General features: G+C 59.5%; 21 protein-coding genes, 2 tRNA genes and 2 pseudogenes. 17 read left to right on the top strand and 8 right to left on the bottom strand.

The features are described 5' to 3' along the window. Positions 1 to 132: 132 nt before the first annotated feature. The 8 genes from AC5SEM_RS20890 to ychF all read left to right on the top strand — a co-directional run bounded on the left by AC5SEM_RS20890 (position 133) and on the right by ychF (position 7,052). The gene (locus AC5SEM_RS20890) at positions 133 to 1,857 is read left to right on the top strand and encodes a tetratricopeptide repeat protein (RefSeq protein WP_077574522.1); all 1,725 of its coding nucleotides are present in this window, start codon (positions 133 to 135) and stop codon (positions 1,855 to 1,857) included. A gap of 3 nt (positions 1,858 to 1,860) precedes the next feature. Continuing rightward, positions 1,861 to 2,478: a lipoprotein insertase outer membrane protein LolB gene (gene lolB, locus AC5SEM_RS20895; protein WP_273916978.1), complete on the top strand. Its 618-nt coding sequence runs from the start codon at positions 1,861 to 1,863 to the stop codon at positions 2,476 to 2,478. Between the two features lie 3 nt (positions 2,479 to 2,481). Next, the gene (gene ispE / locus AC5SEM_RS20900; protein ID WP_116031477.1) at positions 2,482 to 3,333 is read left to right on the top strand and encodes a 4-(cytidine 5'-diphospho)-2-C-methyl-D-erythritol kinase; all 852 of its coding nucleotides are present in this window, start codon (positions 2,482 to 2,484) and stop codon (positions 3,331 to 3,333) included. A 36-nt stretch (positions 3,334 to 3,369) separates the two neighbouring features. After that, positions 3,370 to 3,444: transfer RNA gene (locus tag AC5SEM_RS20905), tRNA-Gln, on the top strand. Between the two features lie 45 nt (positions 3,445 to 3,489). Next, a complete protein-coding gene (locus tag AC5SEM_RS20910; protein ID WP_003171603.1) occupies positions 3,490 to 4,431 on the top strand; it encodes a ribose-phosphate pyrophosphokinase in 942 nt (313 codons plus the stop codon). 142 nt (positions 4,432 to 4,573) lie between these two features. Continuing rightward, entirely contained in the window at positions 4,574 to 5,173 is a 600-nt protein-coding gene (locus AC5SEM_RS20915) for a 50S ribosomal protein L25/general stress protein Ctc (protein ID WP_038360906.1), read from the top strand. A 171-nt stretch (positions 5,174 to 5,344) separates the two neighbouring features. After that, complete coding sequence (pth, locus tag AC5SEM_RS20920; protein WP_008079560.1) at positions 5,345 to 5,929, top strand: aminoacyl-tRNA hydrolase; 585 nt, start codon at positions 5,345 to 5,347, stop codon at positions 5,927 to 5,929. Positions 5,930 to 5,951: 22 nt separating this feature from the next. Then, entirely contained in the window at positions 5,952 to 7,052 is a 1,101-nt protein-coding gene (ychF, locus tag AC5SEM_RS20925) for a redox-regulated ATPase YchF (protein ID WP_034156038.1), read from the top strand. Between the two features lie 185 nt (positions 7,053 to 7,237). On the opposite strand, the gene AC5SEM_RS20930 is transcribed toward ychF, so the two are convergent. Continuing rightward, positions 7,238 to 8,455, bottom strand: a complete 1,218-nt coding sequence (locus AC5SEM_RS20930; protein ID WP_123595817.1) for an MFS transporter — start codon at positions 8,453 to 8,455, stop codon at positions 7,238 to 7,240. Between the two features lie 333 nt (positions 8,456 to 8,788). Here AC5SEM_RS20930 and AC5SEM_RS20935 point away from each other — a divergent pair, with 333 nt between their 5' ends. Next, complete coding sequence (locus AC5SEM_RS20935) at positions 8,789 to 10,846, top strand: methyl-accepting chemotaxis protein (protein WP_495471184.1); 2,058 nt, start codon at positions 8,789 to 8,791, stop codon at positions 10,844 to 10,846. Positions 10,847 to 10,961: 115 nt separating this feature from the next. Continuing rightward, positions 10,962 to 11,038, top strand: a tRNA-Met gene (locus AC5SEM_RS20940). 68 nt (positions 11,039 to 11,106) lie between these two features. Here AC5SEM_RS20940 and AC5SEM_RS20945 read toward each other — a convergent pair. Both AC5SEM_RS20945 and AC5SEM_RS20950 read right to left on the bottom strand, forming a co-directional pair. Continuing rightward, the gene (locus tag AC5SEM_RS20945) at positions 11,107 to 11,583 is read right to left on the bottom strand and encodes a helix-turn-helix domain-containing protein (RefSeq protein ID WP_495471185.1); all 477 of its coding nucleotides are present in this window, start codon (positions 11,581 to 11,583) and stop codon (positions 11,107 to 11,109) included. Positions 11,584 to 11,867: 284 nt separating this feature from the next. Continuing rightward, complete coding sequence (locus AC5SEM_RS20950; RefSeq protein ID WP_495471186.1) at positions 11,868 to 12,977, bottom strand: DUF2817 domain-containing protein; 1,110 nt, start codon at positions 12,975 to 12,977, stop codon at positions 11,868 to 11,870. Positions 12,978 to 13,246: 269 nt separating this feature from the next. On the opposite strand from AC5SEM_RS20950, the gene ggt reads away from it, so the two are divergent. The 4 genes and pseudogenes from ggt to AC5SEM_RS20970 all read left to right on the top strand — a co-directional run bounded on the left by ggt (position 13,247) and on the right by AC5SEM_RS20970 (position 16,858). Continuing rightward, positions 13,247 to 15,079, top strand: coding sequence for a gamma-glutamyltransferase (ggt, locus tag AC5SEM_RS20955; protein ID WP_495473491.1), 1,833 nt, complete (start codon positions 13,247 to 13,249; stop codon positions 15,077 to 15,079). 397 nt (positions 15,080 to 15,476) lie between these two features. Continuing rightward, entirely contained in the window at positions 15,477 to 15,713 is a 237-nt protein-coding gene (locus tag AC5SEM_RS20960; RefSeq protein WP_495471187.1) for a hypothetical protein, read from the top strand. A gap of 63 nt (positions 15,714 to 15,776) precedes the next feature. Next, positions 15,777 to 15,983, top strand: a pseudogene (locus AC5SEM_RS20965) (helix-turn-helix domain-containing protein); the annotation flags it as partial. A 62-nt stretch (positions 15,984 to 16,045) separates the two neighbouring features. Then, positions 16,046 to 16,858, top strand: coding sequence for a MerR family transcriptional regulator (locus AC5SEM_RS20970; protein WP_495471188.1), 813 nt, complete (start codon positions 16,046 to 16,048; stop codon positions 16,856 to 16,858). Between the two features lie 39 nt (positions 16,859 to 16,897). Here AC5SEM_RS20970 and AC5SEM_RS20975 read toward each other — a convergent pair whose 3' ends face one another. From AC5SEM_RS20975 to AC5SEM_RS20995, 5 genes and pseudogenes are all read right to left on the bottom strand, one after another. Further along, complete coding sequence (locus AC5SEM_RS20975) at positions 16,898 to 17,530, bottom strand: LysE family translocator (protein ID WP_495471189.1); 633 nt, start codon at positions 17,528 to 17,530, stop codon at positions 16,898 to 16,900. Between the two features lie 77 nt (positions 17,531 to 17,607). Continuing rightward, positions 17,608 to 18,207, bottom strand: coding sequence for a flavin reductase family protein (locus tag AC5SEM_RS20980; RefSeq protein ID WP_368967599.1), 600 nt, complete (start codon positions 18,205 to 18,207; stop codon positions 17,608 to 17,610). Positions 18,208 to 18,360: 153 nt separating this feature from the next. Continuing rightward, positions 18,361 to 18,921, bottom strand: a complete 561-nt coding sequence (locus tag AC5SEM_RS20985; protein ID WP_371748318.1) for a methyl-accepting chemotaxis protein — start codon at positions 18,919 to 18,921, stop codon at positions 18,361 to 18,363. Beyond that, a pseudogene (locus AC5SEM_RS20990) lies at positions 18,901 to 19,908 on the bottom strand (PAS domain-containing protein); the annotation flags it as partial. The pseudogene AC5SEM_RS20990 and the gene AC5SEM_RS20985, both read right to left, overlap by 21 nt. Beyond that, entirely contained in the window at positions 19,794 to 21,107 is a 1,314-nt protein-coding gene (locus tag AC5SEM_RS20995) for an MFS transporter (protein ID WP_495471190.1), read from the bottom strand. The gene AC5SEM_RS20995 and the pseudogene AC5SEM_RS20990, both read right to left, overlap by 115 nt. A gap of 349 nt (positions 21,108 to 21,456) precedes the next feature. On the opposite strand from AC5SEM_RS20995, the gene AC5SEM_RS21000 reads away from it, so the two are divergent. From AC5SEM_RS21000 to AC5SEM_RS21010, 3 genes are all read left to right on the top strand, one after another. Beyond that, positions 21,457 to 22,875 (top strand): short-chain fatty acid transporter, encoded by a 1,419-nt coding sequence (locus tag AC5SEM_RS21000; protein ID WP_077574534.1) that lies wholly within the window; start codon positions 21,457 to 21,459, stop codon positions 22,873 to 22,875. 199 nt (positions 22,876 to 23,074) lie between these two features. Continuing rightward, entirely contained in the window at positions 23,075 to 24,772 is a 1,698-nt protein-coding gene (locus AC5SEM_RS21005) for a molecular chaperone HscC (protein ID WP_368967603.1), read from the top strand. 11 nt (positions 24,773 to 24,783) lie between these two features. Then, positions 24,784 to 26,511, top strand: coding sequence for a J domain-containing protein (locus tag AC5SEM_RS21010; protein ID WP_495471191.1), 1,728 nt, complete (start codon positions 24,784 to 24,786; stop codon positions 26,509 to 26,511). Positions 26,512 to 26,607: the final 96 nt, after the last annotated feature.

A 26,607-nucleotide genomic window follows, 5' to 3' on the forward strand; every position in this document is an offset into this window, starting at 1 on the left:
ATTCAGAACAACTACCGCTGACTATTGTCCCAATCGTCAGCCCCTATAATGGGCACAATTGAGTCTCGGTTATGTTTGGCCGAAGGCTTGTGTCATGATGATCCGACCGCAGGTTAGTCGTCCTCTTCCTATATGAATAGATCTTCCGCGTTGCTCCTCGCTTTTGTCTTCCTCAGCGGCTGCCAGGCCTTGGCTCCCGTTTCGCCGGACGGTACGCCGTCGGTTGAAGACACCACGCCTGCGCCTGAAAAGCCCAAGGTTTACAGCTCGTTCAGCGAGGAAACCGTTTTCAGCCTGTTGAGCGCCGAACTCGCCGGCCAGCGCAATCGTTTCGACATTGCTCTGGATAACTACGTGACCCAGGCTATCAATACGCAGGATCCGGGTGTCTCCGAACGCGCCTTCCGTATCGCCGAATATCTGGGCGCCGATCAACCGGCCCTCGATACCGCGCTGATCTGGGCGAAAAATGCCCCGGACGACCTCGAAGCGCAACGCGCCGCCGCCGTGCAACTGGCACGCGCCGGGCGCTATGACGACTCGATGGTCTATATGGAGAAAGTCCTGCAGGGCAAGGGCGATACCCATTTCGACTTCCTCGCGCTGTCGGCAGCGGATACCGATCAGGAAACCCGCAACGGTCTGATGAAAAGTTTTGACCGTTTGTTGCAGCGTCATCCGAACAACAGCCAGCTGATTTTCGGCAAGGCCCTGCTCTTGCAACAGGACGGCGACAACAAAGCCGCGCTGGCATTGCTCGAAGACAATCCGCCGGATGACGGCGAGATCGCGCCGATTCTGCTGCGCGCGCGCCTGCTGCAAATTCTCAACCGAGGCGACGAAGCGCTGCCACTGCTGCAGAAAAGCATCAAAAAGTATCCGGACGACAAACGCCTGCGCCTGACTTACGCACGCATGCTGGTCGAACAAGACCGCATGGACGACGCCAAAGCCGAGTTCTCCAGCCTTGTGCAGCAATACCCGGAAGACGACGAACTGCGCTACTCGCTGGCCTTGGTCTGCCTGGAAGCCAAAGCGTGGGATGAAGCCAAGGGTTATCTGGAAGACTTGATCGCCCGTGAAAGCCACGTCGATTCGGCGCACCTGAACCTGGGACGCATCGCTGAAGAACGCAACGACCCGCAAGGCGCCCTCATCGAGTACGCCCAGGTCGGCCCGGGCAACGACTATCTGCCGGCGCAATTGCGTCAGGCCGATATTCTGATGAACAACGGCAAAACCGCTGAAGCGCAAAGCAAACTCGCCGCCCAGCGCGACGAGCAACCGGACTACGCGATTCAGCTGTACCTGATCGAATCGGAAACCCTGTCGGCCAATAAACAGGACGACAAGGCCTGGAAAGTCTTGCAGCAAGCTTTGCTGCAATACCCGGACGATCTGAATCTGCTCTACACCCGGGCGATGCTCGCGGAAAAACGCAATGACCTGGCACAGATGGAAAAAGATCTGCGCCTGATCATCAAGCGTGATCCGGACAACGCCATGGCACTCAATGCTTTGGGCTACACCCTGTCCGATCGCACCACGCGCTACGCTGAAGCCAAAACGCTGATCGAGCAGGCACACCAGATCAACCCGGAAGACCCGGCCGTACTCGACAGCCTCGGCTGGGTGAATTACCGCCTGGGCAATCTGGATGACGCCGAGAAATATCTGCGTCAGGCGCTGGAGCGTTTCCCGGATCACGAAGTCGCCGCACATCTGGGCGAAGTGTTGTGGACCAAGGGCAACCAGCGTGAAGCCAAACAAATCTGGGGCAAATTCCTCAAGGATCAGCCCGACAGCACCATTCTGCGCAGCACCATCAAGCGCCTGACCGGATCCGAGACTCTTTAACTCATGTTTTTGCGCCACGTTATTGTTTTCAGCTTCATCGCCCTGCTCGCTGGCTGCTCGGGTTTTGGCACTCGTGAATCGGTCGAGGGCCACGGCAGCCCGGCTCAATGGGCCGCGAACAAACAACAGCTGACCGGCCTCGACGGCTGGCAGATCGACGGCAAGATCGGCATCCGCGCACCGAAAGATTCCGGTAGCGGCACGTTGTTCTGGCTGCAACGTCAGGACTATTACGACATCCGTCTGTCCGGCCCGCTGGGTCGTGGTGCGGCACGCCTGACCGGGCGTCCGGGCAAAGTCTCGCTGGAAGTTGCCAACCAGGGTCGCTACGAATCGCAATCCCCGGAAGCGCTGCTCGAAGAACAGCTTGGCTGGAAACTGCCGGTGTCGAATCTGGCCTGGTGGGTGCGTGGCCTGCCGGCGCCTGATAGCAAAAGTCGCCTGAGTCTGGATGCCGACAGCCGCTTGGCCAACCTGGAACAGGATGGCTGGAAAGTCGAATACACCGCTTACACCGAACAAAACGGTTACTGGTTGCCGGAACGCATCAAGCTGCACGGCACTGACCTCGACGTGACGCTGGTGATCAAGACCTGGCAGCCGCGCAAGCTGGGGCAATAACCCATGACCGCTGCACGCCTGACCCTGCCCTCGCCGGCCAAGCTCAATTTGATGCTGCACATTCTCGGGCGCCGTGAAGACGGTTATCACGAGTTGCAGACGTTGTTTCAATTTGTCGATTACGGCGATGAAATCACCTTTGCCGTGCGTGATGACGGTGTGATTCAACTGCACACCGAGTTCGCTGGCGTGCCGCATGACAGCAACCTGATCGTGCGCGCGGCGAAAATGCTTCAGCAACAGTCCGACTGTTCGCTCGGCATCGATATCTGGATTGATAAAGTCCTGCCCATGGGCGGCGGTATCGGTGGCGGCAGTTCGAATGCGGCGACGACTTTGCTCGGCCTGAATCATTTATGGCAGCTGGGTTGGGACGAAGATCGCCTGGCCGCACTGGGCCTGACGCTCGGTGCCGACGTGCCGGTTTTTGTCCGTGGTCATGCGGCTTTCGCCGAGGGCGTGGGTGAGAAACTCACCCCGGTGGATCCCGAAGAACCGTGGTATCTGGTACTCGTACCGCAAGTCTCTGTAAGTACGGCAGAAATTTTTTCCGATCCTTTGTTGACACGTAACACGCCGCCCATTAAAGTGCGCCCCGTTCCCGAGGGAAACAGTCGAAATGACTGCTTGCCGGTGGTTGCAAGGCGTTATCCAGAAGTACGTAACGCATTGGATTTGTTAGGTAAATTTACCGAAGCAAAACTCACCGGAACTGGAAGTTGTGTGTTTGGGGGCTTCCCAAGCAAAGCTGAAGCTGATAAAGTCTCGGCCCTTCTGACAGAGACCCTTACAGGGTTTGTAGCGAAAGGCAGCAACGTTTCGATGTTGCACCGCAAGCTGCAAAGTCTGCTCTAAAGGAACCAGGTGCTCGGCACTTGATGCAACAGATACAGGGGCGTCGCCAAGCGGTAAGGCAGCAGGTTTTGATCCTGCCATGCGTTGGTTCGAATCCAGCCGCCCCTGCCATTTTCTATACTCATCCAGGTTACCCTCAGCCTCTAGGTACTGCGCGTGTCCAAGATGATGGTCTTTACGGGGAATGCTAACCCCGATCTGGCTCGGCGTGTTGTACGTCAGCTGCATATCCCTCTCGGTGACATCTCTGTCGGTAAGTTCTCCGACGGCGAAATTACTGCCGAGATCAATGAAAACGTTCGCGGTAAAGACGTTTTCATTATTCAGCCGACTTGCGCTCCGACCAACGATAACCTGATGGAACTGGTAGTGATGGCTGATGCCTTCCGCCGCTCCTCGGCTACTCGTATCACTGCTGTTATTCCTTATTTTGGTTATGCCCGTCAGGATCGCCGTCCGCGTTCCGCACGTGTGGCTATCAGCGCGAAAGTCGTTGCTGACATGCTTACCGTAGTCGGCATCGACCGTGTTCTCACGGTTGATCTGCATGCTGACCAGATTCAGGGTTTCTTCGATATTCCGGTAGATAACATCTACGGCTCCCCGGTTCTGGTGGATGACATTGAAGATCAGCGCTTCGAAAACCTGATGATCGTTTCCCCGGACATTGGTGGCGTCGTGCGTGCACGTGCCGTTGCCAAATCCCTGGGCGTGGATCTCGGGATCATCGACAAACGCCGTGAGAAAGCCAATCACTCTGAAGTGATGCATATCATCGGTGATGTCGAAGGGCGTACCTGCATTCTGGTCGATGACATGGTCGATACCGCCGGCACTCTGTGCCACGCGGCCAAGGCCCTGAAAGAGCATGGCGCAGCCAAGGTCTTTGCCTACTGCACACACCCTGTGCTGTCGGGTCGGGCCATCGAGAATATCGAAAATTCCGTGCTGGACGAGCTGGTGGTGACCAACACCATCCCGCTGTCCGCTGCAGCACAAGCCTGTGCACGTATCCGTCAACTGGATATCGCACCGGTTGTTGCCGAAGCGGTTCGCCGCATCAGCAATGAAGAATCGATCAGCGCGATGTTCCGTTAAGGGCCCTGCCCTTCTCGAAATGTCTCGTTGACGAAAAGCGCCCCGCCCCGGCATTCCTGCCGGGGCGGGGCTTTTTTGCCCATACCGTGTTTGGCGCTGGTCGCAAACGCCACTCCGGTCATGGCTATTTTGGAGATACAAAATGAACGATTTTACTCTGAATGCTGAAGTGCGTTCCGACCTGGGGAAAGGTGCGAGCCGCCGCCTGCGTCGTATCGCTAGCCTGGTTCCAGCTGTAGTTTACGGTGGCGAAAAAGCCCCTGAATCCATCAGCATGCTGGCCAAAGAAGTTGCCAAACTGCTCGAAAACGAAGCTGCCTACAGCCACGTTATCGAACTGAACGTTGGCGGCAAAAAGCAGAACGTCATCATCAAAGCTCTGCAACGTCACCCGTCCAAGGGTCACGTCATGCACGCTGACTTCGTACGCGTCGTAGCCGGCCAGAAACTGACCGCTATCGTGCCTGTGCACTTTGTTGGTGAAGAAGCTCCGATCAAGAAAGGCGGCGAGATCTCGCACGTCCTGAACGAAATCGAAGTAACTTGCCTGCCGAAAGATCTGCCTGAGTTCATCGAAGTCGACCTGTCGGCTCTGGAAATCGGCGCAATCGTCCACCTGTCCGACCTCAAAGCCCCTAAAGGCGTTGAGTTCGTTGCACTGGCTCACGGCGACGACAAAGCTGTTGCAAACGTACACGCTCCACGCGTTGCTCCAGAAGCTGAAGAAGGCGCAGCAGAGTAATTCACTCTGTCATGCCTGAGTGAGCAAGTAACATCGCGGACTGGAACGTAGCGAGAAAGCGGGCGAGAACGCGGAGTTTACATCCATGGTAAATGAGCATTTTTCGTCCACTTTCGCCGCTTTGCCTGATCGCGGCGATGTTACTCACCACTCAAAGGAAGGGCCCCTATCGTGACTGCCATCAAACTGATCGTTGGCCTGGGAAATCCAGGCGCCGAATACGACCAGACCCGGCATAACGCAGGGGCCCTTTTTGTTGAGCGCATCGCCCACGCACAGAATGTGAATCTTGTGGCCGATCGCAAATATTTCGGCCTGACCGGGCGCTATTCGCATCAGGGTCAGGATGTTCGTCTGCTGATTCCCACCACCTACATGAACCGCAGCGGCCAGGCCGTGGCGGCACTCGCCGGTTTCTTCCGCATCAAGCCTGAAGAAATCCTCGTGGCGCATGACGAACTCGACTTGCCTCCGGGCGTTGCCAAGCTCAAGCAGGGCGGCGGCCATGGCGGTCACAACGGGTTGCGCGACATCATTGCGCAACTGGGCAATCAGAATACGTTCTACCGCCTGCGGCTTGGCATTGGCCACCCGGGCGTCGCCAGTATGGTTTCAAATTTCGTCCTGGGTCGTGCGCCACGCGCCGAACAGGAAAAACTCGATGCCAGCATCGACTTTGCCCTCGGCGTGCTGCCGGATATCCTCGCCGGGGAATGGAACCGCGCGATGAAAAACCTGCACAGCCAGAAGGCCTGACTCTACTCCGAGGGGAAACACCATGGGATTCAATTGCGGCATCGTCGGCCTGCCTAACGTCGGCAAGTCCACCCTGTTCAACGCCCTGACCAAATCCGGTATCGCGGCCGAGAACTTCCCCTTCTGCACCATCGAGCCGAACAGCGGCATCGTGCCGATGCCGGATCCGCGTCTGGAAGCCCTGGCGGCCATCGTCAATCCGAAGCGCATCCTGCCGACCACCATGGAATTCGTCGACATCGCAGGCCTGGTTGCCGGCGCCTCGAAAGGTGAAGGCCTGGGCAACAAGTTCCTCGCCAACATCCGCGAAACCGACGCGATCGCTCACGTGGTGCGCTGCTTCGAAGACGAAAACGTGATCCACGTTTCCAACAGCGTCGACCCGAAACGCGACATCGAAATCATCGATCTGGAACTGATCTTCGCCGACCTCGACAGCTGCGAGAAGCAACTGCAGAAAGTCGCGCGTAACGCCAAGGGTGGTGACAAGGACGCCGTGGTTCAGAAGGCTCTGCTTGAGCAACTGATCGCGCACTTCACCGAAGCCAAGCCGGCACGCAGCCTGATGAAGAACATGAGCACCGACGAAAAAGCGGTGATCAAGGGCTTCCACCTGCTGACCACCAAACCGGTCATGTACATCGCCAACGTCGCTGAAGACGGTTTCGAGAACAACCCGCACCTGGACGTGGTTCGCGCCATCGCCGAAGAAGAAGGCGCGATGGTCGTTCCGGTCTGCAACAAGATCGAAGCGGAAATCGCCGAGCTCGATGACGGCGAAGAGAAGGACATGTTCCTCGAGGCCCTGGGCCTGGAAGAGCCTGGCCTGAACCGCGTGATCCGCGCCGGCTACGAAATGCTGCACCTGCAGACCTACTTCACCGCCGGTGTCGAAGAAGTCCGCGCCTGGACTGTCAAAGTCGGTGCCACCGCACCTCAGGCTGCCGGCGTGATCCACACCGACTTCGAGAAAGGCTTCATCCGCGCCGAAGTGATCGCCTACAACGACTTCATCCAGTACAAGGGCGAAGCCGGTACCAAAGAAGCCGGTAAATGGCGTCTGGAAGGCAAGGATTACATCGTCAAGGACGGCGACGTGATGCACTTCCGCTTCAACGTGTAAGCGTTACGCCGAAGAAAAAGCCGCGTTTGATACGCGGCTTTTTTGTGCCTGAGACATTGTCCGCCACACCACCAATCCCCTGTAGGAGTGAGCCTGCTCGCGATAGCGTTCTATCAGCTACAGATGTGCTGTCTGACACACCGCCATCGCGAGCAGGCTCACTCCTACAATGGGTAATGTGTGAATCAGGGCTTTTTGGTGCGCGGCAGGAAAATCGCCAGCACCCCAAACAACGGCAAGAACGAACACAGGAAATACACGTACTCAATCCCGTGCACATCCGCCAGATGCCCGAGCAACGCCGCGCCAATCCCGCCAAAACCAAACATCAAACCGAAGAACACCCCGGCAATCATCCCGACATTCCCCGGCACCAGTTCCTGCGCGTACACCACAATCGCCGAGAACGCCGAAGCCAGAATGAAGCCGATCACAACGCTGAGAACCGTGGTCCAGAACAGGTCGACGTGAGGCATCAGCAGCGTGAACGGCGCAACGCCAAGGATCGAAAACCAGATCACCGCCTTACGGCCGATCTTGTCGCCGATCGGCCCGCCGAAGAACGTCCCCGCCGCCACCGCGCCCAAGAACAGGAACAGGTGCAACTGCGAACTGGCCACCGACAAGTCGAACTTCTCGATCAGGTAGAACGTGAAGTAACTGGTCAGGCTGGCCATGTAGAAATACTTCGAAAACACCAACAGCCCCAACACCACCAGCGCACTGGTCACCCTGCCCTTCGACAGCCCGTGAGTCGCGGCCTGACCAGCCTTGAGCTTGAACAGATTCAAGTGATGGGCGTACCAGCGGCTGATGCGGTACAGCACGAACAGCGCAAACACTGCGAACAAACCGAACCACGCCACGTTGCCTTGGCCGAACGGAATAATGATCGCCGCCGCCAGCAACGGACCGAACGCGGAACCGGCGTTACCGCCAACCTGGAAGGTCGATTGCGCCAGACCAAAACGTCCGCCCGAGGCCAGTCGGGCAATCCGCGAGGCTTCCGGGTGGAACGTTGAAGAGCCGATACCAATCAGCGCCGCCGCCAGCAGAATCAACGGGAAACTGCCGACCATCGACATCATCACGATGCCAATCAACGTGCAAATCGACCCCGCCGGCAACAGCCAGGGTTTCGGATGCCGATCGGTGTGATAACCGACCCACGGCTGCAACAGCGACGCAGTCAGTTGAAAGGTCAAAGTGATCAGGCCGACCTGGGTGAACGTCAGGCCGTAATTGGCCTTGAGCATCGGATAGATCGACGGCAGCACCGACTGGATCAGGTCGTTGATCAAATGCGCCAACGCCACCGCGCCGATGATACGCATCACCAATGGGCTGCTTTGCGGAGCAGCGGGCGCCGAGGCAGCGGCGGTCTGAACGTTGCTGATAGCCATGAAAGTTTCCGGACAGCAGATGGGTGCACGCAGGCAGGTGCGTCAATGTGCCATTTTTCGGTGCGCCAGCGCCATCCCCTTAGCCAGCTAACTAACTGACTGGTCGTCGACTGCAAAGTGATAGCGCAACGCCATGGTCTGAATCTTGCCTTGCTTCTCCCCTTGAACGCGGGCGCCTTACAAAGGCGACCGACAATGGGAAGTTTCGCTACAGAGCCGGCCTACAGAGCGGGCGAGAGTGAACTTTCGAGGCCTTTTAGCAGGGCACAACATCCAGGTCGCACGACCGCGATGCACGCCATTGGTGCGTGGTGTCCAGAGGAGTCATGGGGCATGCAGGCTTTCCTTTCACCGGGGATCAATTTGCTGGGGCGGTTTGGCTTCGCAGGTAAATTCCAGTTGTTGTTTCTGTTGTTCATTCTGCCGTTGGCCGGCAGCCTGTTGATGATCGGCCAGGACTATCGCGACAAACTCAATCTGATTTCCGGCGAACGCGCTGGCGTGCGGCAGTTGCTTGCGCTGGATGCGTTGGACAACCTGCTCGCCGCGCAACGCGACCGTGCCGCCCGTTGGCGCGCCACCGAAACCAATCGCCAACCGACGCCTGCCACGCTCGCCGCCATGGGTGCATTCGACGCGGTACAACCGGCAGTTCTGCAAGCCACCACCGATTTGGGCAACGCACTGAAAAACGAAGGTGCCGAAGGCGAAACCCTCACCCGCTATCAAGCACTGCAAACCGCGCTCAACAGCCTGGACTCGAAAAGCCTCAGCAGCGTCGGTTGGTGGCCGGACGGTTACGACCGCTTCACCAACGCCCTCAGCGCCCTGCAAGCGTTGCGCGAACAAATCGTCATGGACAATCGCCTGACCCTCGCGCCGTGGCTGGAAACCTATCTGCTGACACAAATTTCCACGCAGCACGCGCCGGACCTGATCGAACGCGTCGGACGTCTCGCAGCAGTCGGCCAAGCCTCGGTCGTCTCCGGCCAATTCACTCTGCAAAGCCGTTTGCAGTTGCGTGACCTGCGCAGCCGCATCGGCGATGCCCGCGAGCAACTGGTGAAAACCGCCACGCTGCTCGAAGCACGCCTGCCGAAAGATCAGCAGAGCTGGGCTAGCCAATACCACGACAGCCTGAAACGCCTCGACAGCGGCCTGAAGGTCCTTGATGACGGCGTGTTCGGCGGCAGCATCACGCTCAAGCCGGACGAATTCGAACGCAGCCTCGACGCCATGCTGAGCGACCTCGCCGCCCTGCGCCAGCAATCGCTGGTGTCGCTGGATCAGCGCCTCGACGCCTACCACAGCTCAGCAATCCGTCAGTTCATCATCGTCGCAGCCATCTTCGGCTGCCTGCTGCTCGCGGCGCTGTACCTGTTCATCTGCCTGCAAGCCTCGATCCGCCGCAGCGCCAGCGGCATCACCCTGCTCGCCGAAGCGTTGCGTGACGGCAACCTCAGTCTGCAAGTGCCGGTGGAGGGCCGCGATGAACTGGCCGCGATCAGCACCGCACTCAACGTTGCCGTGGTGCAACTGCGCACGAGCATGCTCGGTGTCGATCACGAAACCTCGCAACTGAGCAACGCCGTGCGCAGCCTCAACGAGCATTCCAGCGGCGCTCTCGGCGAAGTCGAAGCGCAGCAGTTGCAGATCAGCCAGATCGCCGCAGCCGCCACGCAATTGGCCGCAACCTCGCAAGGTGTGGCGCAGAGTTGCGAGCAGGCCTCCGGCAGCGCTCAGCACACCCGGCGCATCGCCGCCGACAGCAGCCGCGACAGCCAGCGCACCACCGCGAGTATTCAACAGCTCAATCAGCGTTTGAACGAAACTGCTGCAGCGCTGGGCCGGGTCAGCGAGCAAGGCCAGCAGATTCAATTGGTCGTCGACACCATTCGCGGCGTCGCCGAGCAGACCAATCTGCTCGCGCTCAACGCAGCCATCGAAGCCGCGCGAGCTGGTGAACAAGGACGCGGTTTCGCTGTGGTCGCCGATGAGGTGCGCAGCCTGTCGCAACGCACGCAGTCGTCTACCGCGCAAATCGCCGGCACGGTCGACAGCCTGCGCGCTACGGTCAACGAAGCCGTGAGCCTGATGGAAGCCGCGTGCGGCCAGGCGCAAACCGATGCCGAGTCGGTCACCGGTCTCGGTGAGCGTTTAGGAGAAATCGCCAGCGCCGTGCAAAGTGTTACCGACACGTTGGCGCAGATCGCCACGGCGGTCGAGGAACAGGCGAGCACCGCCGACGAAGTCAGCGGCAATATCCAGCAGGTCGATCAGGCGGCCGTGCGTTTGCTCGAAGGTGCACGGGCGGTGAACCTCGCGGCGGATACCCTGAGTCAGGGCAGCCACGCCTTGAGCGCCAATACGGCAAGATTTCAGCTGCGTTGAGGCCCTGCCCAGCCCGGATTTTCCGGGCTGGAGGATAAGCGGTTGAAAATAAGAAGAAATATTTTAAATTTACGCTTGACGCTTTTCCATTTCAGGGGAATAATGCGCGCCACTTGGCTACATAGCTCAGTTGGTTAGAGCATAGCATTCATAATGCTGGGGTCCGGGGTTCAAGTCCCTGTGTAGCCACCAAGTACTAAAAACGGCTTACCGAAAGGTAGGCCGTTTTTTTATGCCTCGAGAAAAGTCTCGGTAATCTGTTACTTCAAAATATCCTTCTCTTCGTTGCTCGCTTTGGTCGCTGCCTGTGCGATCAGGGCGTCGAGCATCTGCGCAATGACCTTCTGTTGAACCTTCGAAAGCTCATTGATGGACTGCAGCCGTCGATACCACGTCGAGGTCAAGCTGCGCCAGGGCGTCTCCGTGTACGAAGGAACCCCGAGCAGGTCTTCAACAGGCACGCGCAGCGCAAATGCCATCTTCACCAGTGTCGTGACCGGCATGCTGCGCGTGCCCTCCTCGTAGCCCTGAAAGGTTTGCCGGGAAAGACCTAAAGCCCTTGCAAACCGAGTCTGTGTGATCTCGTGCACTGTGCGTAAGTGAGCAATGCGACTGCCCATCGCCACCAGAAAATCGCGATCCTCATTGGAAACACTCATGACAATGGCCGACTGAAAATAGAATTGAATGGCAACGGACTTATCCCTTTCATCTGAAATCCATCCTGGAGAAAACAACAGAAAATATCCTCAGGTAAAGGCGCGTAAGTTGTCGACCTGAAAAATCTGTAGGAGAAATACAGAACAACCGCTAGGTCGGGGGCGAGGTACTACAGGCGCGAAATGCCTTTTCATTCGACAGAATCGGTACCGAGCGATCTGGTTGAAAAAACGCTGTAGGAAACGGGTTCGATCCAGGTATGAAGTAGATCGCGCACCACAAATACAAAAAAACGGCTTACCGCAAAGTGAGCCGTTTTTTGTGCCTGGAGGAAAGTGCCGACAGCCAAGGTACTGATGATTTACTGCGACCAGTTACCCAGCGCCGACAACCCTTTCGCCCAGATCTGTCGAGTGCGCAAACCGACCATTGCGCGCCAGTCCGGATCCGCCGGATAAAACTGCTCCAGCAGATTCAACTTGATCCTCCGCCCCGTCGCATCCAGCGGATCGCCATGCAGATGCAGCCAATGGTCATCACGCAAATGCCGATGCACATCCGGACCCGGATACGTCCCGCACTCGATCACGAACGGCATCAGTTGCACGCCCGGCAAGGCATTGAGCAATGCCTGCGAGGTGTACCCGGTAGCCGTCGCTGCCACTCCGGTTTCGCTCAAGGTGTCGGCGCCAGTGTGCAGCGTGTAAAGCCATGGGCCATAAATTGCCTGGGCCTGCGCGAGTGCCGGGTAAGGCGTCTGGGTGATGGTCAGCAACATCGGATGGCCGTATTCGCCAGCGCCAGTGTGCAGGTCAAAACACATCACGGTTTCAGCGCCAGCCAGATGCGCGTCGATGATTTGATGCAACGTGCGATTCGACCAGCTCGGCGCGCGGCCACCGTAAAACAGTCCATCGGGATGACTGTGCTGACCGCCCTCGACAATCGACATCACCGCTGGCCAGCCGTGTTCGTTGATCTGCGCATCGAGCAAGGCGTCGGTCCGCGCGCGCTCCGAACCGTTCAAATCGGTGCAGGCGTAAATCTCATGCAAGGTCCCGTAAGCGCGGTTATCCGGCAACGGCCCGGTGAAATCCAGGTGATTACGGTTGAGGTCGATGTTGTCTTCGTTGACCCGACGCAGCCATGCGGTGCCCCATGGGTTGATCAGGTGCACCATCACCACCGCGACATCCTTGGGCAGCGAGCCCGGTACGAATGCCTTCAGCCAATCGATCTGGCAATCCGAGCCGTAATAGCCCTCGACTCCGTGGGTACCGCTGAGCGCTACCAGCCGGCGTTTGGCCTGTGGATCGCCGAGCATGGCGACGTCGGTGCTCAGGGGTTCGCCGAATGGCCCGCAACGTGGATGTGTGTAGGAGGTGAGTGTGGCGCCGGCGGCGTTGGCGGCGGCGATGAACTGTTCGCGTTGACCGCGGTAGCTGGATTCGGTGGGGAACTCGCTGTGCATGCGTGGCCTCTTGTGATTTTTATGCCTTTACCTGTAGGAGTGAACCTGCTCGCGATAGCGGTGGTTCAGTCAACACTGATGTTGGCCGTAATGACGCTATCGCGAGCAGGCTCACTCCTACAGGGGATGTTGGTGCTCCATAAATTTGACATTGACCGTAGCGAACATCCGCCCCGAAAAGAAAGACAAAAATGCCCATCGGTTTGCGTCGCGACCGAGCGGTCGATAAAGTCCGTCAGACCTTTCACCCCATGGACGGAGAGCACCACGTGTTTCCAGCCCTGCCCCTGAGCCGCTTGCGCCTGCCAGCCCTGACGCTGATCATCAGCGCCCTGACCCTCACCGCCTGCAACGCCCCGCCCTCCTCGACCTTGCCGCTTGCACCGGAAGCCGCGTCCGGTTACCGCACCGACCTGCAAACCCGCCACGCCAGCCAACACATGGCCGCCGCTGCCAATCCACTGGCGGCTGAAGCCGGGCGCGAGATGCTGCGTCAGGGCGGTTCGGCGATTGATGCGGCGATTGCGATGCAAGCGGTGCTGACCCTGGTTGAGCCGCAGTCTTCCGGGATCGGCGGCGGCGCGATGATCGTGTTGTGGGACGGTAAACAGGTGCGCACCTACGACGGTCGCGAAACCGCACCGGCCGGCGCGACCGAGAAGCTGTTCTTGCGTGCCGATGGCCAGCCGATGTCGTTCCCGCAGGCGCAGATTGGCGGTCGTTCGGTCGGTACACCGGGCGTGTTGCGTGCGCTTGAGCTGGCGCATAAACAACACGGTCGTCTGCCGTGGGCGAAGCTGTTTGAACCGGCGATCAAACTGTCCGAGCAAGGTTTCGCGATCTCTGCGCGTCTGCACTCGCTGCTGGAATCAGATCCAGTCATCCGCCAGTCGCCGGACATGGCCAAGTATTTCCTCAATGCCGATGGCAGCGTCAAAGCCGTCGGCACGCGCCTGCAAAACCCGGCGCTGGCCGCAGTGCTCAAACGCATCGCCAACGAAGGCGCGGACGCCCTGTACAAAGGTCCGATCGCCGAAGAAATCGTCGCCAAGGTGCAGGGCCACGCCAACCCCGGCAGCCTGTCGCTGAACGATCTGCAGCGCTATCAGGCCAAGGAACGTGCGCCGCTGTGCACCGATTACAAACGCTGGCAGGTCTGCGGCATGCCGCCGCCGTCGTCGGGCGGCATCGCCGTGGCGCAGATTCTCGGCACGTTGCAGGCCCTGGAAACCCGCGATCCACGTCTTTCCCTGACGCCGCTCAAACCGGTAAAAACCGACAAACCGGCCGGCATCGAACCGGATCCGCAAGCCGTGCATCTGATCGCCGAAGCCGAACGTCTGGCCTACGCCGACCGAGCGCAATACGTCGCCGACACCGACTTCGTGCCAGTGCCGGTCAAAGGCCTGGTCGACCCGGGTTATCTGGCCAGTCGCGCCAGCCTGATCGGCGAGCGCAGCATGGGCAGCGCCAAACCGGGCACACCGCCGGGCGTGCAGGTCGCCTACGCCCCGGACCGTTCGCCGCTGCGCATCTCCACCTCGCAAGTGGTCGCGGTGGATGATCTCGGCGGCGCGGTGTCGATGACCACCACCATCGAAGCCGCGTTCGGCTCGCACCTGATGGTTCAGGGCTTCCTGCTGAACAACCAGATGACCGACTTCTCGTTCATCCCCGAAGAGAACGGCCAGAAAGTCGCCAACCGCGTCGAACCCGGCAAACGTCCACGCTCGTCGATGGCGCCAACGCTGATCTTTGATCGCCACAGCGGCGAATTCGTCGCCACGGTCGGCTCGCCCGGCGGTTCGCAAATCATCGAATACGTGGCAAAAACCACCGTCGGCCTGCTCGACTGGAACCTCGACCCGCAAAGCGCCATCAGCCTGCCCAACTTCGGCAGCCGCAATGGCCCGACCGAACTGGAACAAGGCCAGTTCAGCCCGGCGCTGATTCAGGCACTGAAGGACAAAGGGCATGCGGTGAACGAAATCGACATGACCAGCGGCACCCAGGCCATCGTGCGGGTCAAGGATGCGCAGGGGAAAGCGTCACTGGAGGGTGGCGCGGATCCACGGCGTGAGGGGGAAGCGCTGGGGGATTGAGGCTAGGACGCAAAACAAAAAAGGCTTACCGCGAGGTAGGCCTTTTGCTTAGCACACTGCGTATTTCAAATCGGGATGTTTAAAAGCTGCGAGGTAAACAGAGAACCGTCCCACAAGGTTTTCAGGTTGTCCGTCGGACGTCAGCTCTCTAGCCTGTACTCGTCGCTGCCAATTCAGTGACCGGGATTGGAAACCCCGAGTAGAACCGAGCGCATAAGCGCCTTTCATAACGCATCCTTGCGCACCTTCATGGTGTGCACTCCGTTATGGCGGCTGTGCGCGGGAGACCTTCGGGTCAACCGGGTTCTCCGTTCCCCGGGTTTCCAACCTGCGTACAGCTACCACCTATTCGTTCGGAAACCGAATCGGCCAGCTCCAATCCTGATCGGAGAACACCATGAAAAAACCAACACCCAATCACCCAGAAACAGACGCCGACCCAACATCCCCGTACGCAACCATCGACAGCAAAAAACTCAACGAAGCGGCCGCCCTCGACCACTACCTCAAACCGACCATTCACATCATGGCGTCCGCCCGCGTAGCTGAACCCATGTACCTCGCCAACCCGGTTTACATTACTTCGGCGTATAAAAAATCCGATGCCCGCACAGGCATCGGATTTTTCCTGTAGCCAAAGATTGGGCGAGGGGGCACCGCAAGCCGGAGTCATCGCCCGCTGAAATCAGAGCACCTCATGAACATACTTCCGATTCATACCGAAGAAGACTACCGTGCGGCGCTGCAAGACGTTTCTGCGCTTTTCGACAATGAACCGGAACGTAACTCCCCGGAAGGTAACTACTTCGAGGCCATGATCATCTTGATCGAAGCCTACGAAACCAAGCAATTTCCGCGCTATAACCCGACCGAAGCATTCAAATTCCGGATGGAACAATCAGGGGATTGAGTTTGCCCTTGGGGCAAGCTTTACCGTTGAGTCCAAGCAGCCAACAGGAGAGGTTCATGCTTACCATCGGACAAATGGCCCGCTGCCACGGGCTCACCACCAAGGCATTGCGTCATTACGACAGCATTGGCCTGTTCAGCCCGGCAGCCACCGGCCGAGACAACGGTTATCGCTACTATCGCCCGGAGCAAATCGTCACGCTTGGCCGGATCATCTGGCTCAAACAGTTGGGCATGGGACTCGACGAGATCAAAGTCTTGTCCGCCAATGGCGGGCTGGACAGTGTCGTCAATCTGCGTGAAACCCTCGAAAAGCATGCGCAGCAATTAAAAGCCGATATCCAGCGCAGCGAAAACGTTTTAGGACAATTGAACCGTTATCTTGCACAACCGGACCGGCCGCTGCCGGCCATGCAAACGCCTGCACGTATCGACTATCCCGCCCTGCGAATCATGGGCATGACCTGGCAACAAGATGACCAAGGCACCATCGCCGACATGTGGCAGCGGTTTGTACCACGGGAAGAAGAGATCGACCGTCTGCATGAACCGCTCGGCACGTTCGGCGTGTGCCAGCCGCTGGAAGACGGTCAATGGCGCTACATCGCCGGCCTGCCGGTGGGACACAGTGCCCCGCTGATTTCTGGCATGGTCGAATTGCAGATACCGGCTCGTCGTTATGCCCGCGTGGAGCACCACGGAACAGTCACAACGCTGCCGGAAACCTTTCGCGCCGCTTACAGTGAATGGCTGCCCGCCGCCGGCATGGCGCCAGACGAAGGGATTGAATTCGAGTATTGCGGCGAGCGGTTCTTCGGTCCGATGGACCCGCGCAGCGTGGTCGAGTTGTACATTCCGCTGAAAGACTGATGGTCGTGAACAAGGCTGCAAACGCAGCCTTGTTCACGATCAGCGATTAGCCACCAGATGCGCCCCAAACAGCAAATAACAACCACCCGCGAAGCGATCCAGCCATTGCCGCGAACGCTCATACACACCGGCAATCCGCCGACTGGCGAAGAACAGCGCCACGCAGCAATACCAGCTGAACGACAGCGTCGCCATGGTCATCACCGCCAGCGCCAGTAACAGTGGCGGGATGTGAGCCGGCATGGCGGTGGCGAAGATGGTCGCGACGAACAATGCCGACTTGGGGTTGGTCATGTTGCCCAGAAAGCCCCGCCCGTAAGCGCCGAGCAACGTTTGCTGCGAGTCATCGAGCGTGCCCGCGACGATCGGCGCCTTGCGCTTGAACTGCTTGAGCCCGAGGTAGATGAGGTAGCAGCCACCGGCAATCTTGAAGCTCAGGTACAGCGTCGGTGCGGCACTGAACAGCGACTGAATGCCCAGGCCACCCGCCAGCCCCCACAACACGGTTCCGCTGGCGACGCCGAGCGACGCGACGACACCGTGGCGGCGGGAACGGCTGACCGCCAGTTGCGCGATGTTGAAGAAGTTCGGGCCGGGGGTGACCACCGCGACTGTCCACAACAGGGCCAGCGACAGCAACGGCGCCAGATAACTCGAAAGGGAAAAATCCATGGGGGTATGCGCCTGATTGGGTTCGACGATGCCCTCTACCTTGCAACATCCCGCAATGTTTTGCCATCAGCCGCTATTCACACCGCTAGCGTCTTGCCATCCACCGCATCACCAATCTTCAGAAAATGCCCGCCCGCCACGTGGTGCAAGGTGCGCAATCCGTCATGCCCTTCGAAATGCCAGCGCCCGTCGCTGAACACGCGTTCATCGGCGTGGGCGGCGATGACTTCGGCGAGGAACAGGTCGTATTGCTCATGGTTGCGCGGCTCCGGGAGCAAACGGCATTCCAGCCAGGCGACGCAGCCGTCGAGCAGAGGGGCTTGGACTTGTTCGCCGGCAAACGTCTGCAAGCCGTACGCCTGAAACTTGTCTTGCCCTTGGGTTTGAGTGATCTCCAGGCCCGAGGTATTGCCGACGGTTTGCACGATGTCGGCTTGATCGACGCACGGGACGTTGAGCACGAAGGTGCCAGACGCCTCGAGTAATTGGCGGGTCCAGGTGGATTTATCGAGAACGACGGCGACTTTCGGTGGCTCGAAATCCAGCGGCATGGCCCAGGCGGCGGCCATGATATTGCGCTGACCGTCGTGGGCGGCGCTGACCAGAACGGTCGGTCCGTGATTGAGCAGACGGTAGGCTTTGTTCAGGGGCACCGGGCGGCGGTGGGAATCGCTCATGGGAGTCTGCTCCGGGGAAAAGGAGCCGATTGTAGCGCCAACGCAAATTTGTAGGAGTGAGCCTGCTCGCGATAGCGGTGTATCAGTCAGCACAAATGTTGAATGTCAGACCGTGATCGCGAGCAGGCTCACTCCTACAGGGTTTAGTGCAGGTCAGTGGGAGAGTTGATTGGCGAACTGGCCGACGGCGTTGACGACTTTCTGCGCACCGTCCTGAATCTCGACAATCACCGTGCCCGCTTCTGCCGCCAGCGCCAGCCCTTGTTCAGCCTGAAGCTTGCCGTCGGTCATCAGCGCCACGGCGTTGCGCGCCATTTCCTGGTTCTGCCGCACCACGGTGACAATTTCTTCGGTCGCCTGGCTGGTGCGCGAGGCCAGTTGCCGTACTTCGTCAGCCACCACGGCAAAACCACGGCCCTGCTCACCGGCGCGCGCCGCCTCAATGGCAGCGTTGAGCGCCAGCAGGTTGGTCTGTTCGGCAATGCCGCTGATGGTTTTGACGATGGTGCCGATCACCTGCGACTGCTCGTTCAGTGCCTCGATGCCCTCACCGGCAGCCTGCATGTGCCGCGACAGATCACGCATTACGTTGACCGCTTCAGTTACCACCGTGGTACCGCGCTGGGCGGTGCTGTCGGTTTGCTGCGAGGTGCTGTAGGCAATGCTCGCCGCGTCGGCGACGGCTTGTTCGCGGTTGACCTGATCAGTGATCACGGTGGCGAACTTCACCACTTTGTACAGTTTGTTGTTGGCATCGACCACCGGGTTGTAGGACGCCTCCAGCCACACCGTACGACCGTGGCTGTCGACACGCTTGAAGCGGTCAGCGACGAATTCGCCGTTGTTCAAACGGCGCCAGAAGTTCTGGTACTCGGCGCTGTTGTATTCCTCCGGGGTGCAGAACAGGCGGTGATGTTTGCCCTTGATCTGCGCCAGGCTGTAACCCATGCCGCTGAGGAAGCGATCGTTGGCGTTGAGCACATTGCCGTTGAGGTCGAACTCGATCACCGCGGTCGAACGCACCAGCGCACCGATCAGGTTTTCGTGTTCACGGGAGGCTTCGATGGTGCGGGTCAGGTCGCTGGCGAACAGCGAAATGTGCTTGATCCGCCCATCCGAAGAACGCACCGGTTGCACGATCGAGCGCAGCCACGCTTCTTCACCATTGCCACGCAGCAGGCGCACGGCACCGGCGAAATGCTCGCCTCGGGTCATGGCATTTTTGAAGCGGTGGTGGAATTCGTCGGACTTCACGTGCGCCGGGACGATGTCTTCAATGGCACGACCGATCAGGTCCTGACTCTTGTAGAGCATCTCGGTGAGGAAGTTCTGGTTGACCGACTGAATGCGCCCGTCGGGCTCAAGGTTCAGCACCAGCATCTCGCTTTCCAGGCTTTCCTTCACCTGCACGAGGCTGGAGAGTTCTTCACGAAGAGCGGCCAGCTCTTGCTTCAGGCGTTTGTTGAACATGGGAAAGTACCGATGGGCAGGTTGGAAAGCGGGATGCAGCCTAACCATCGGCCTTGAAAATCTTTTCTGAAGAGCGTTTGCGACCCGACGGTCAAAAATAGTTCTGAACGGTAAAATCACGCAGTTCCGGCCACCTGGCAAGGTCCCGTGCGCGGCATCCGCGAGCCGAAATACGCCGCCGTCAGGAGACCCACAACGCCCATCACCGCGCAGAACATCACGCAGATCCATGGACTCCACGGCATCAGACCGATCAGCAACAGCGGTGTGATACTGGCCCAGATGGCGTAGGCAATGTTGTAGGTAAAGGAAATGCCTGACACGCGAATACGTGCCGGGAACAACCCGACCATCACCGATGGCACTGCGCCGACAACACCGCAAGCCAGACCGGCCACCGCGTAAGCCAGGCCTACCCAGTTACCGCCCGTGATCAGGCAGCCATATAGCAAGCCGATGCCCAAGGGCAGCAGCAAGCTATAGAGCATGACCGTGCGCCACGCGCCAATGCGGTCGACCAGCAACCCGGCGATCACGCAGCCGATATTGAGGAAGACAATGCCCAATGCACTGAGAGCGAACGTGTGGCTGGCGGTCATGCCGAAGGTTTTCTGCATCATGGTCGGCGTAATGACGACGAACACCACCACGGCCGAGGTCAGCACGCAGGTCAGCAACATCGCCGGCAGCATTGCCAGTCGATGCTCACGCAACACCGTGCGCAGCGGCAGTTCGACCCGCGCCTCGCGCTGCGCTTCCATGGCCATGAACACCGGGGTTTCGCTCAGCCAGCGCCGTAGGTAAACGCCGATCACACCGAAGACGCCACCGAGCAGGAATGGATAGCGCCAGGCGTAATCAAGGATTTCCGCCGGAGTGAAGACTTGTGCCAGAAACGTCGCGGTCAGCGCGCCGATCAGGTAACCGAAGGTCAGGCCGGCCTGCAAAAAGCCCAAGGCATACCCGCGATGGCCGGCCGGCGCGTGCTCGGCGACAAACACCCAGGCGCTCGGCACCTCACCGCCCACCGCCGCACCTTGGAGGATGCGCAGCGCCAGCAACAGCAGCGGTGCGAAATAACCGATCTGTGCATAAGTCGGCATGATCCCGATCAGCAGGCACGGCAGCGCCATCATCAGGATGCTCAGGCTGAAGACTTTCTTGCGCCCGAGTTTGTCGGCGAAATGCGCCATCAGAATTCCGCCCAAGGGCCGCGCCAGATAACCGGTGACGAAAATCCCGAAACTTTGCAGCAGGCGCAGCCATTCGGGCATTTCCGGCGGGAAGAACAGCTGGCTGAGGGTCAGGGCGAAGAATACGAAGATGATGAAATCGTAGATTTCCAGCGCCCCGCCAAGGGCTGCGAGACCGAGGGTCTTGTAGTCGGAACGGCTGAACGGCGCGGGTTTGGCCGGGGATTGGGCAGTCATGGCAAAGAACTCTGGATCAGGCAAAAACCAAGGCGCCCATGGTCTACGCAAATGCGCGGATGGACAACCCGTTAGACCATAGTCCCGGTTTTGCAAAACCTGCTCACAAAGCATCGGCAGTTGAATTACTGTTAATGCCTGTCCAACGGGACCACGCCAACGCCGGCCAACCGCCGTGAATCCCATGTGGGAGCGAGCCTGCTCGCGAAAGCGTCAGCCCAGCCAACTTCAATGTTGAATGTGCCGACCTCTTCGCGAGCAGGCTCGCTCCCACAGGGATCTCTGTGTTGTCGAGATCGGCGAGCGTTCCCGCGGATCACAATAATCATAAAAATCCGAGGTACTCCCTGTGGCCGTTGATATCGAAGATAGCCGCTCCGCACGCTTTGCCCTGCGCTGTTCAAGCTTTGCCGAACGCTGGTTCCCCGATTCCTGGGTATTCGCTGCGCTGGCCGTGATCATCGTCGCCCTGGCCACACTGGCCATGGGCGCCAAGCCCACCGATGCGGCGATGGCGTTTGGTGACGGCTTCTGGAGCCTGATCCCATTCACCATGCAAATGGCTTTCGTGGTGATCGGCGGCTACGTGGTCGCCAGTTCGCCACCGGCAGTCAAACTGATTGATCGCCTGGCGCGGATCCCGAAAAACGGCCGTTCCGCCGTGGCGTGGGTCGCGTTGATCTCGATGGTTGCCTCGTTGCTGAACTGGGGCCTGTCGCTGGTGTTCGGCGGTTTGCTGGTCCGCGCCCTGGCCCGCCGCACCGATCTGAAAATGGATTACCGCGCCGCCGGTGCCGCTGCGTACCTGGGCCTTGGCGCGGTGTGGGCGCTGGGTTTGTCGTCGTCGGCCGCGCAGTTGCAAGCCAACCCCGCCAGCCTGCCGCCGTCGATCCTGTCGATTACCGGGGTGATTCCGTTCACCGAAACGATTTTCCTCTGGCAGTCCGGAGTGATGCTGCTGGCGCTGATCGTGATCTCGATCATCATCGCCTACGCCACCGCTCCCGGGCCGAACTCGGCGCGCGATGCCAAGGCCTGCGGCATCGACCCGGCATTCAACCTGCCACCACTGCAACCGCGCACCCGTCCGGGTGAATGGCTGGAACACAGTCCGCTGCTGATCATCCTGCTGGTGCTGTTGGCAGCGGGATGGCTGTTCCACGAGTTTTCGACCAAACCGGCGATCACCGCGATTTCCGGCCTTAATACCTACAACTTCCTGTTCATCATGCTCGGCGCCTTGCTGCACTGGCGGCCGCGCAGTTTCCTCGATGCCGTCGCGCGTGCGGTGCCGACCACCACCGGCGTGCTGATTCAATTTCCGCTGTACGGCTCGATTGCCGCACTGATGACCACGGTCAAAGGCGCGGATGCGCAGACCCTGGCGCACCACATCTCGACGTTCTTCGTCAGCATCGCCTCCCACGACACCTATGCGTTGTTGATGGGCGTGTATTCGGCGATTCTCGGTTTCTTCATTCCGTCGGGCGGCGGCAAGTGGATCATCGAAGCGCCGTACGTGATGCAGGTCGCCAACGATCTGCAGTACCACCTCGGCTGGGCGGTGCAGATTTATAACGCTGCCGAAGCGTTGCCGAACCTGATCAACCCGTTCTACATGCTGCCGCTGCTCGGCGTGCTTGGGTTGAAGGCGCGGGATCTGATTGGTTTCTCCTTCGTGCAGTTGCTGGTGCACACGCCGCTGGTCTTGGTTTTGCTCTGGGCGCTGGGGACGACTTTGGCGTATACACCGCCCGTCATGCCGTGATCCCAAGCGGGGCGCGGCATCATGGCGGCGCCCCGCACTTTTCTTTTTGAAACAGCCCTGTGCGTCTGCCGGCATGGCTGCCTGTCGCAAATAATGGCTCAGAGCCATCATCCTGCTTTACCGCATCGCACCCTCGGTAATATTCTGCGCGCCGATAAATGTTTCCATTTTTTACCAAGCGCAAAGGGAGTTCGTTGCAATGATCGTAGGGATTGACCTGGGAACCACCAACAGCCTGGTCGCCGTCTGGCGTGGTGATGCCACCGAGTTGGTACCCAATGCCCTGGGCCAGTTCCTGACACCGAGCGTTGTCGGCCTGGATGATCAAGGCCGGATTCTGGTCGGTCAGGCGGCACGTGAGCGTCTGCACACGCATCCGCGTCTGACCGCATCGCTGTTCAAGCGCCACATGGGCAGCGCCACGCAAACGTACCTGGCCGACAAGGCGTTTCGCCCCGAAGAACTGTCCGCGCTGGTGCTGAAGAGTTTGAAGGAAGACGTCGAGCGCGCGTTTGGCGAAACCGTCACCGAAGCCGTGATCAGCGTCCCGGCCTACTTCAGTGATGCCCAGCGCAAGGCTACGCGGATCGCCGGCGAACTGGCCGGGCTGAAGGTCGAGAAGCTGATCAACGAACCGACCGCTGCCGCCCTCGCCTATGGACTGCACCAACGGGACAAGGAAACTTCGTTCCTGGTTTTCGACCTCGGTGGCGGTACCTTCGACGTGTCGATTCTGGAGCTGTTCGAAGGCGTGATGGAGGTCCGCGCCAGCGCCGGTGACAACTTCCTCGGCGGTGAAGACTTCGACACCGTGCTGCTTGAGCACTTCATCAGCCATCACCGTTCCGCCGCAGACTTCCCGGAGCGCAGCAGCGTCATCCAGCCGCTGCGTCGCGAGGCCGAGCGCGTGCGCAAGGCGCTGGGTCAGGACGACAGTGCCGAATTCCGCCTGCAACTCGGTGAGCGCCAGTGGACGCAAACCATCACCCAGCAACAGTTGGCGACGCTGTACATGCCGCTGCTCGAGCGCCTGCGCGCGCCGATTGAACGGGCGCTGCGCGATGCGCGCATCCGTGTCAGCGACCTCGACGAGATTCTGCTGGTCGGCGGCACTACGCGCATGCCGCTGGTGCGCAAACTCGCTGCCGGGCTGTTCGGCCGCTTCCCGTCGATCACCCTCGACCCGGATCAGGTCGTGGCACAGGGCGCGGCCATTCAAGCAGCACTCAAAGCCCGCGCCGCCGCGCTGGAAGAAGTGGTGCTGACCGATGTCTGCTCCTACACGCTGGGCATCGAGACTTCGACGCAGGTCGGTCGCAACTATGAGAGCGGCCACTACCTGCCGATCATCGAGCGCAACAGCATCGTCCCGGTCAGTCGGGTGAAAACCGTGTACACGCTGCACGACAATCAGGAACAGGTAGTCGTGCGCATCTTTCAGGGCGAAAGCCGTCTGGTCAAAGACAACGTGGCGCTCGGCGAACTGGACATCAAGGTACCGAAACGCAAGGCCGGCGAAGTCGCCCTCGACGTGCGTTTCACCTACGACAACAACGGTCTGCTCGAAGCCCAGGTGAAAATCCCCCTGACCGGACAACAGCATTCGCTGGTCATCGAGAACAACCCGGGCGTGCTGTCACCCGAGGAGATCCAGCAACGCCTGCAGAACCTGGCACAGCTGAAGATTCACCCGCGCGAGCAACAGGTCAACACGCTGCTGACTGCACGTCTGGAGCGCCTCTATCAGGAAAGCCTGGGCGATCTGCGTGACCTGATGGGCGATTGGGCCAAGCAATTCCAGATAGCCCTCGACTCTCAGGACGAGCGCCAGATCCGTGAAGTGCGCACCGACTTGAGCCGCCGCCTGAGCGAACTTGATCGCACTCCGTGGCAATAAGGAGCCTGGCCATGGATTGCTGGTCGGTGCTGCACCTGCACGATGACGCTGAAACCCGCGACATCAAGCGCGCCTATGCGCGCCTGCTGAAAACCTTCCGCCCCGATGAGGATGCCGAAGGTTTCCAGCGCTTGCGCGAAGCCTACGAACAAGCGCTGGCGATTGCCCAATGGCGCCTTGAAAACGCTGAGCCTGCCGACGAAGAAGACGTCGCCGTGGCCACGGCTTCCAGCGCCTTTGCCGCGCTGGCGGTCGATGCTGCATTGGCAAACAAACACAGCCACCGGCAAAACCCGTCGTGGGATTTTGCCGATCTCGACGTTCCGCCCGTCACCCCGGCAGCCCCCGAGCCTTTTGCGCCGCCAGCGAAGGATGATGTTTTGCCTGTCGAGCCACTGACGGCGGCCCCGGACACAGAGGCGTATGCGCTTGAAGCGCAGGCCGCACGGCAACTGCTTGAGGGGCTGTCGCCCGAAAACCTCGACGAGCGTTGGGATCAGGCGCAACAGCAAGGCTGCGCCAAGGCCTTCGAAAGGCTGTTGCTGCAATTGTGTTTTGAACAGCCGCAACTGCGCAGCCCGGTGCTGAACTGGGCCGTCGAGCAACTTGGATGGTTGGGGCCGTGGCAGGACGTGATGATCAATGATCGCCAGCGTGAGGTTCTCGCCGAGAATCTGATGGCCGACTATCGAGACCACCTGCAAGCGCTGCTCGAAAGCCAGAGCGAACGCGAGTTTCTCAACCTGCTCAAACGCTACAGCGCCCAACCGTGGCTGCAGGTTTTCGATCGCCGCGAACAATGGCAGCAAACCCTGCTGCACTTGCTCAATGACACTGAGTGGAGCGTGCCGCTGTTCGACCGCATCGGCCAACTGTTCGGCTGGGATCACAACAAAGGCCTGCACCCGCAACCGGACTGGCTCTGGGACACGTTGATCGAACGCTGCAATCAGGAAAGTTTCTACGACAATCTGCGCGCCAAGGCTGCAAGCGACCGCACCTGGGCGGCCGACGTGCAGGCGGCGCATCTATTGATCAATCCGCTCAAGCCCCGGCAGCAGAAGAAGATCATCGACGGCTTTGGCCAGAATGAATGGCAGGCCTGCCATGACCTGTCGGAAAAACTCACGTGGCGTTTCCCCGAACTGCTCGCACGTTTGCCCTATGCCGATGCTTTTTACTGGCGGCGTTTTTTTCCACGGCCCATCGCTGCCGAAACCTGGGTACGCGTGTGGGCGGCCATTGCCTTGGCGCTGTGTCTGTTTTATCTGGGCCTCGAGAAAAGAGATGCCGCCAATCTGATCTTCATTCCGATGATCTTTGCCTGCGTACCGGTATGGTTTTTTCGCTTTGCATTGAGTTGGTGGGTGGTGCTCACGGCCCACGTGATCGTGCCGGATCTGTGGCTCACCGAGGGACTGATTCCGCGCAAATGGAACCCTGACACGCGCTGGCTGGTGATACGCCACGGGGTTCCGCAGGTGGTGATGCTGCTGTTGTTTTCGCTGATGCTCGGGCCGCTGGGGGCGCTCACGTATGTCGGCACGCTGCTGATCGGGCTGGTGCACAAACGCCGTATCGGTTCGCTCGATCCGCAGCTGAGCCACCGCCGCCCTTGGCTGACAGCGCTGCACTGGGCGCACTTCAGTCCGCTGCAATTGCTCTTTCTGGTGGTCATGACCGCGATCACGGCAGCCAGCAGACTCGGTTTTTCGCTCAGCCAACTCATGCCCGGCTAGGCAAGCAGCGCCAGTGCCGCTTGTCATCCATCCGTCACATTCACTTGCTAGCGTCCGCCCGAAACATACTGAAACAATTAAGCAAGAACGGGCTGA

It is taken from the genome of Pseudomonas sp. CH61 (genome assembly GCF_059429415.1).

Coding starts and splice junctions, on each gene's coding strand:
- AC5SEM_RS20890 (WP_077574522.1), top strand. CDS start 133: ATGAATAGATCTTCCGCGTTGCTCCTCGCTTTTGTCTTCCTCAGCGGC.
- lolB (WP_273916978.1), top strand. CDS start 1,861: ATGTTTTTGCGCCACGTTATTGTTTTCAGCTTCATCGCCCTGCTCGCT.
- ispE (WP_116031477.1), top strand. CDS start 2,482: ATGACCGCTGCACGCCTGACCCTGCCCTCGCCGGCCAAGCTCAATTTG.
- AC5SEM_RS20915 (WP_038360906.1), top strand. CDS start 4,574: ATGAACGATTTTACTCTGAATGCTGAAGTGCGTTCCGACCTGGGGAAA.
- ychF (WP_034156038.1), top strand. CDS start 5,952: ATGGGATTCAATTGCGGCATCGTCGGCCTGCCTAACGTCGGCAAGTCC.
- AC5SEM_RS20930 (WP_123595817.1), bottom strand. CDS start 8,455: ATGGCTATCAGCAACGTTCAGACCGCCGCTGCCTCGGCGCCCGCTGCT.
- AC5SEM_RS20935 (WP_495471184.1), top strand. CDS start 8,789: ATGCAGGCTTTCCTTTCACCGGGGATCAATTTGCTGGGGCGGTTTGGC.
- AC5SEM_RS20950 (WP_495471186.1), bottom strand. CDS start 12,977: ATGCACAGCGAGTTCCCCACCGAATCCAGCTACCGCGGTCAACGCGAA.
- AC5SEM_RS20960 (WP_495471187.1), top strand. CDS start 15,477: ATGAAAAAACCAACACCCAATCACCCAGAAACAGACGCCGACCCAACA.
- AC5SEM_RS20970 (WP_495471188.1), top strand. CDS start 16,046: ATGCTTACCATCGGACAAATGGCCCGCTGCCACGGGCTCACCACCAAG.
- AC5SEM_RS20975 (WP_495471189.1), bottom strand. CDS start 17,530: ATGGATTTTTCCCTTTCGAGTTATCTGGCGCCGTTGCTGTCGCTGGCC.
- AC5SEM_RS20980 (WP_368967599.1), bottom strand. CDS start 18,207: ATGAGCGATTCCCACCGCCGCCCGGTGCCCCTGAACAAAGCCTACCGT.
- AC5SEM_RS20995 (WP_495471190.1), bottom strand. CDS start 21,107: ATGACTGCCCAATCCCCGGCCAAACCCGCGCCGTTCAGCCGTTCCGAC.
- AC5SEM_RS21005 (WP_368967603.1), top strand. CDS start 23,075: ATGATCGTAGGGATTGACCTGGGAACCACCAACAGCCTGGTCGCCGTC.
- AC5SEM_RS21010 (WP_495471191.1), top strand. CDS start 24,784: ATGGATTGCTGGTCGGTGCTGCACCTGCACGATGACGCTGAAACCCGC.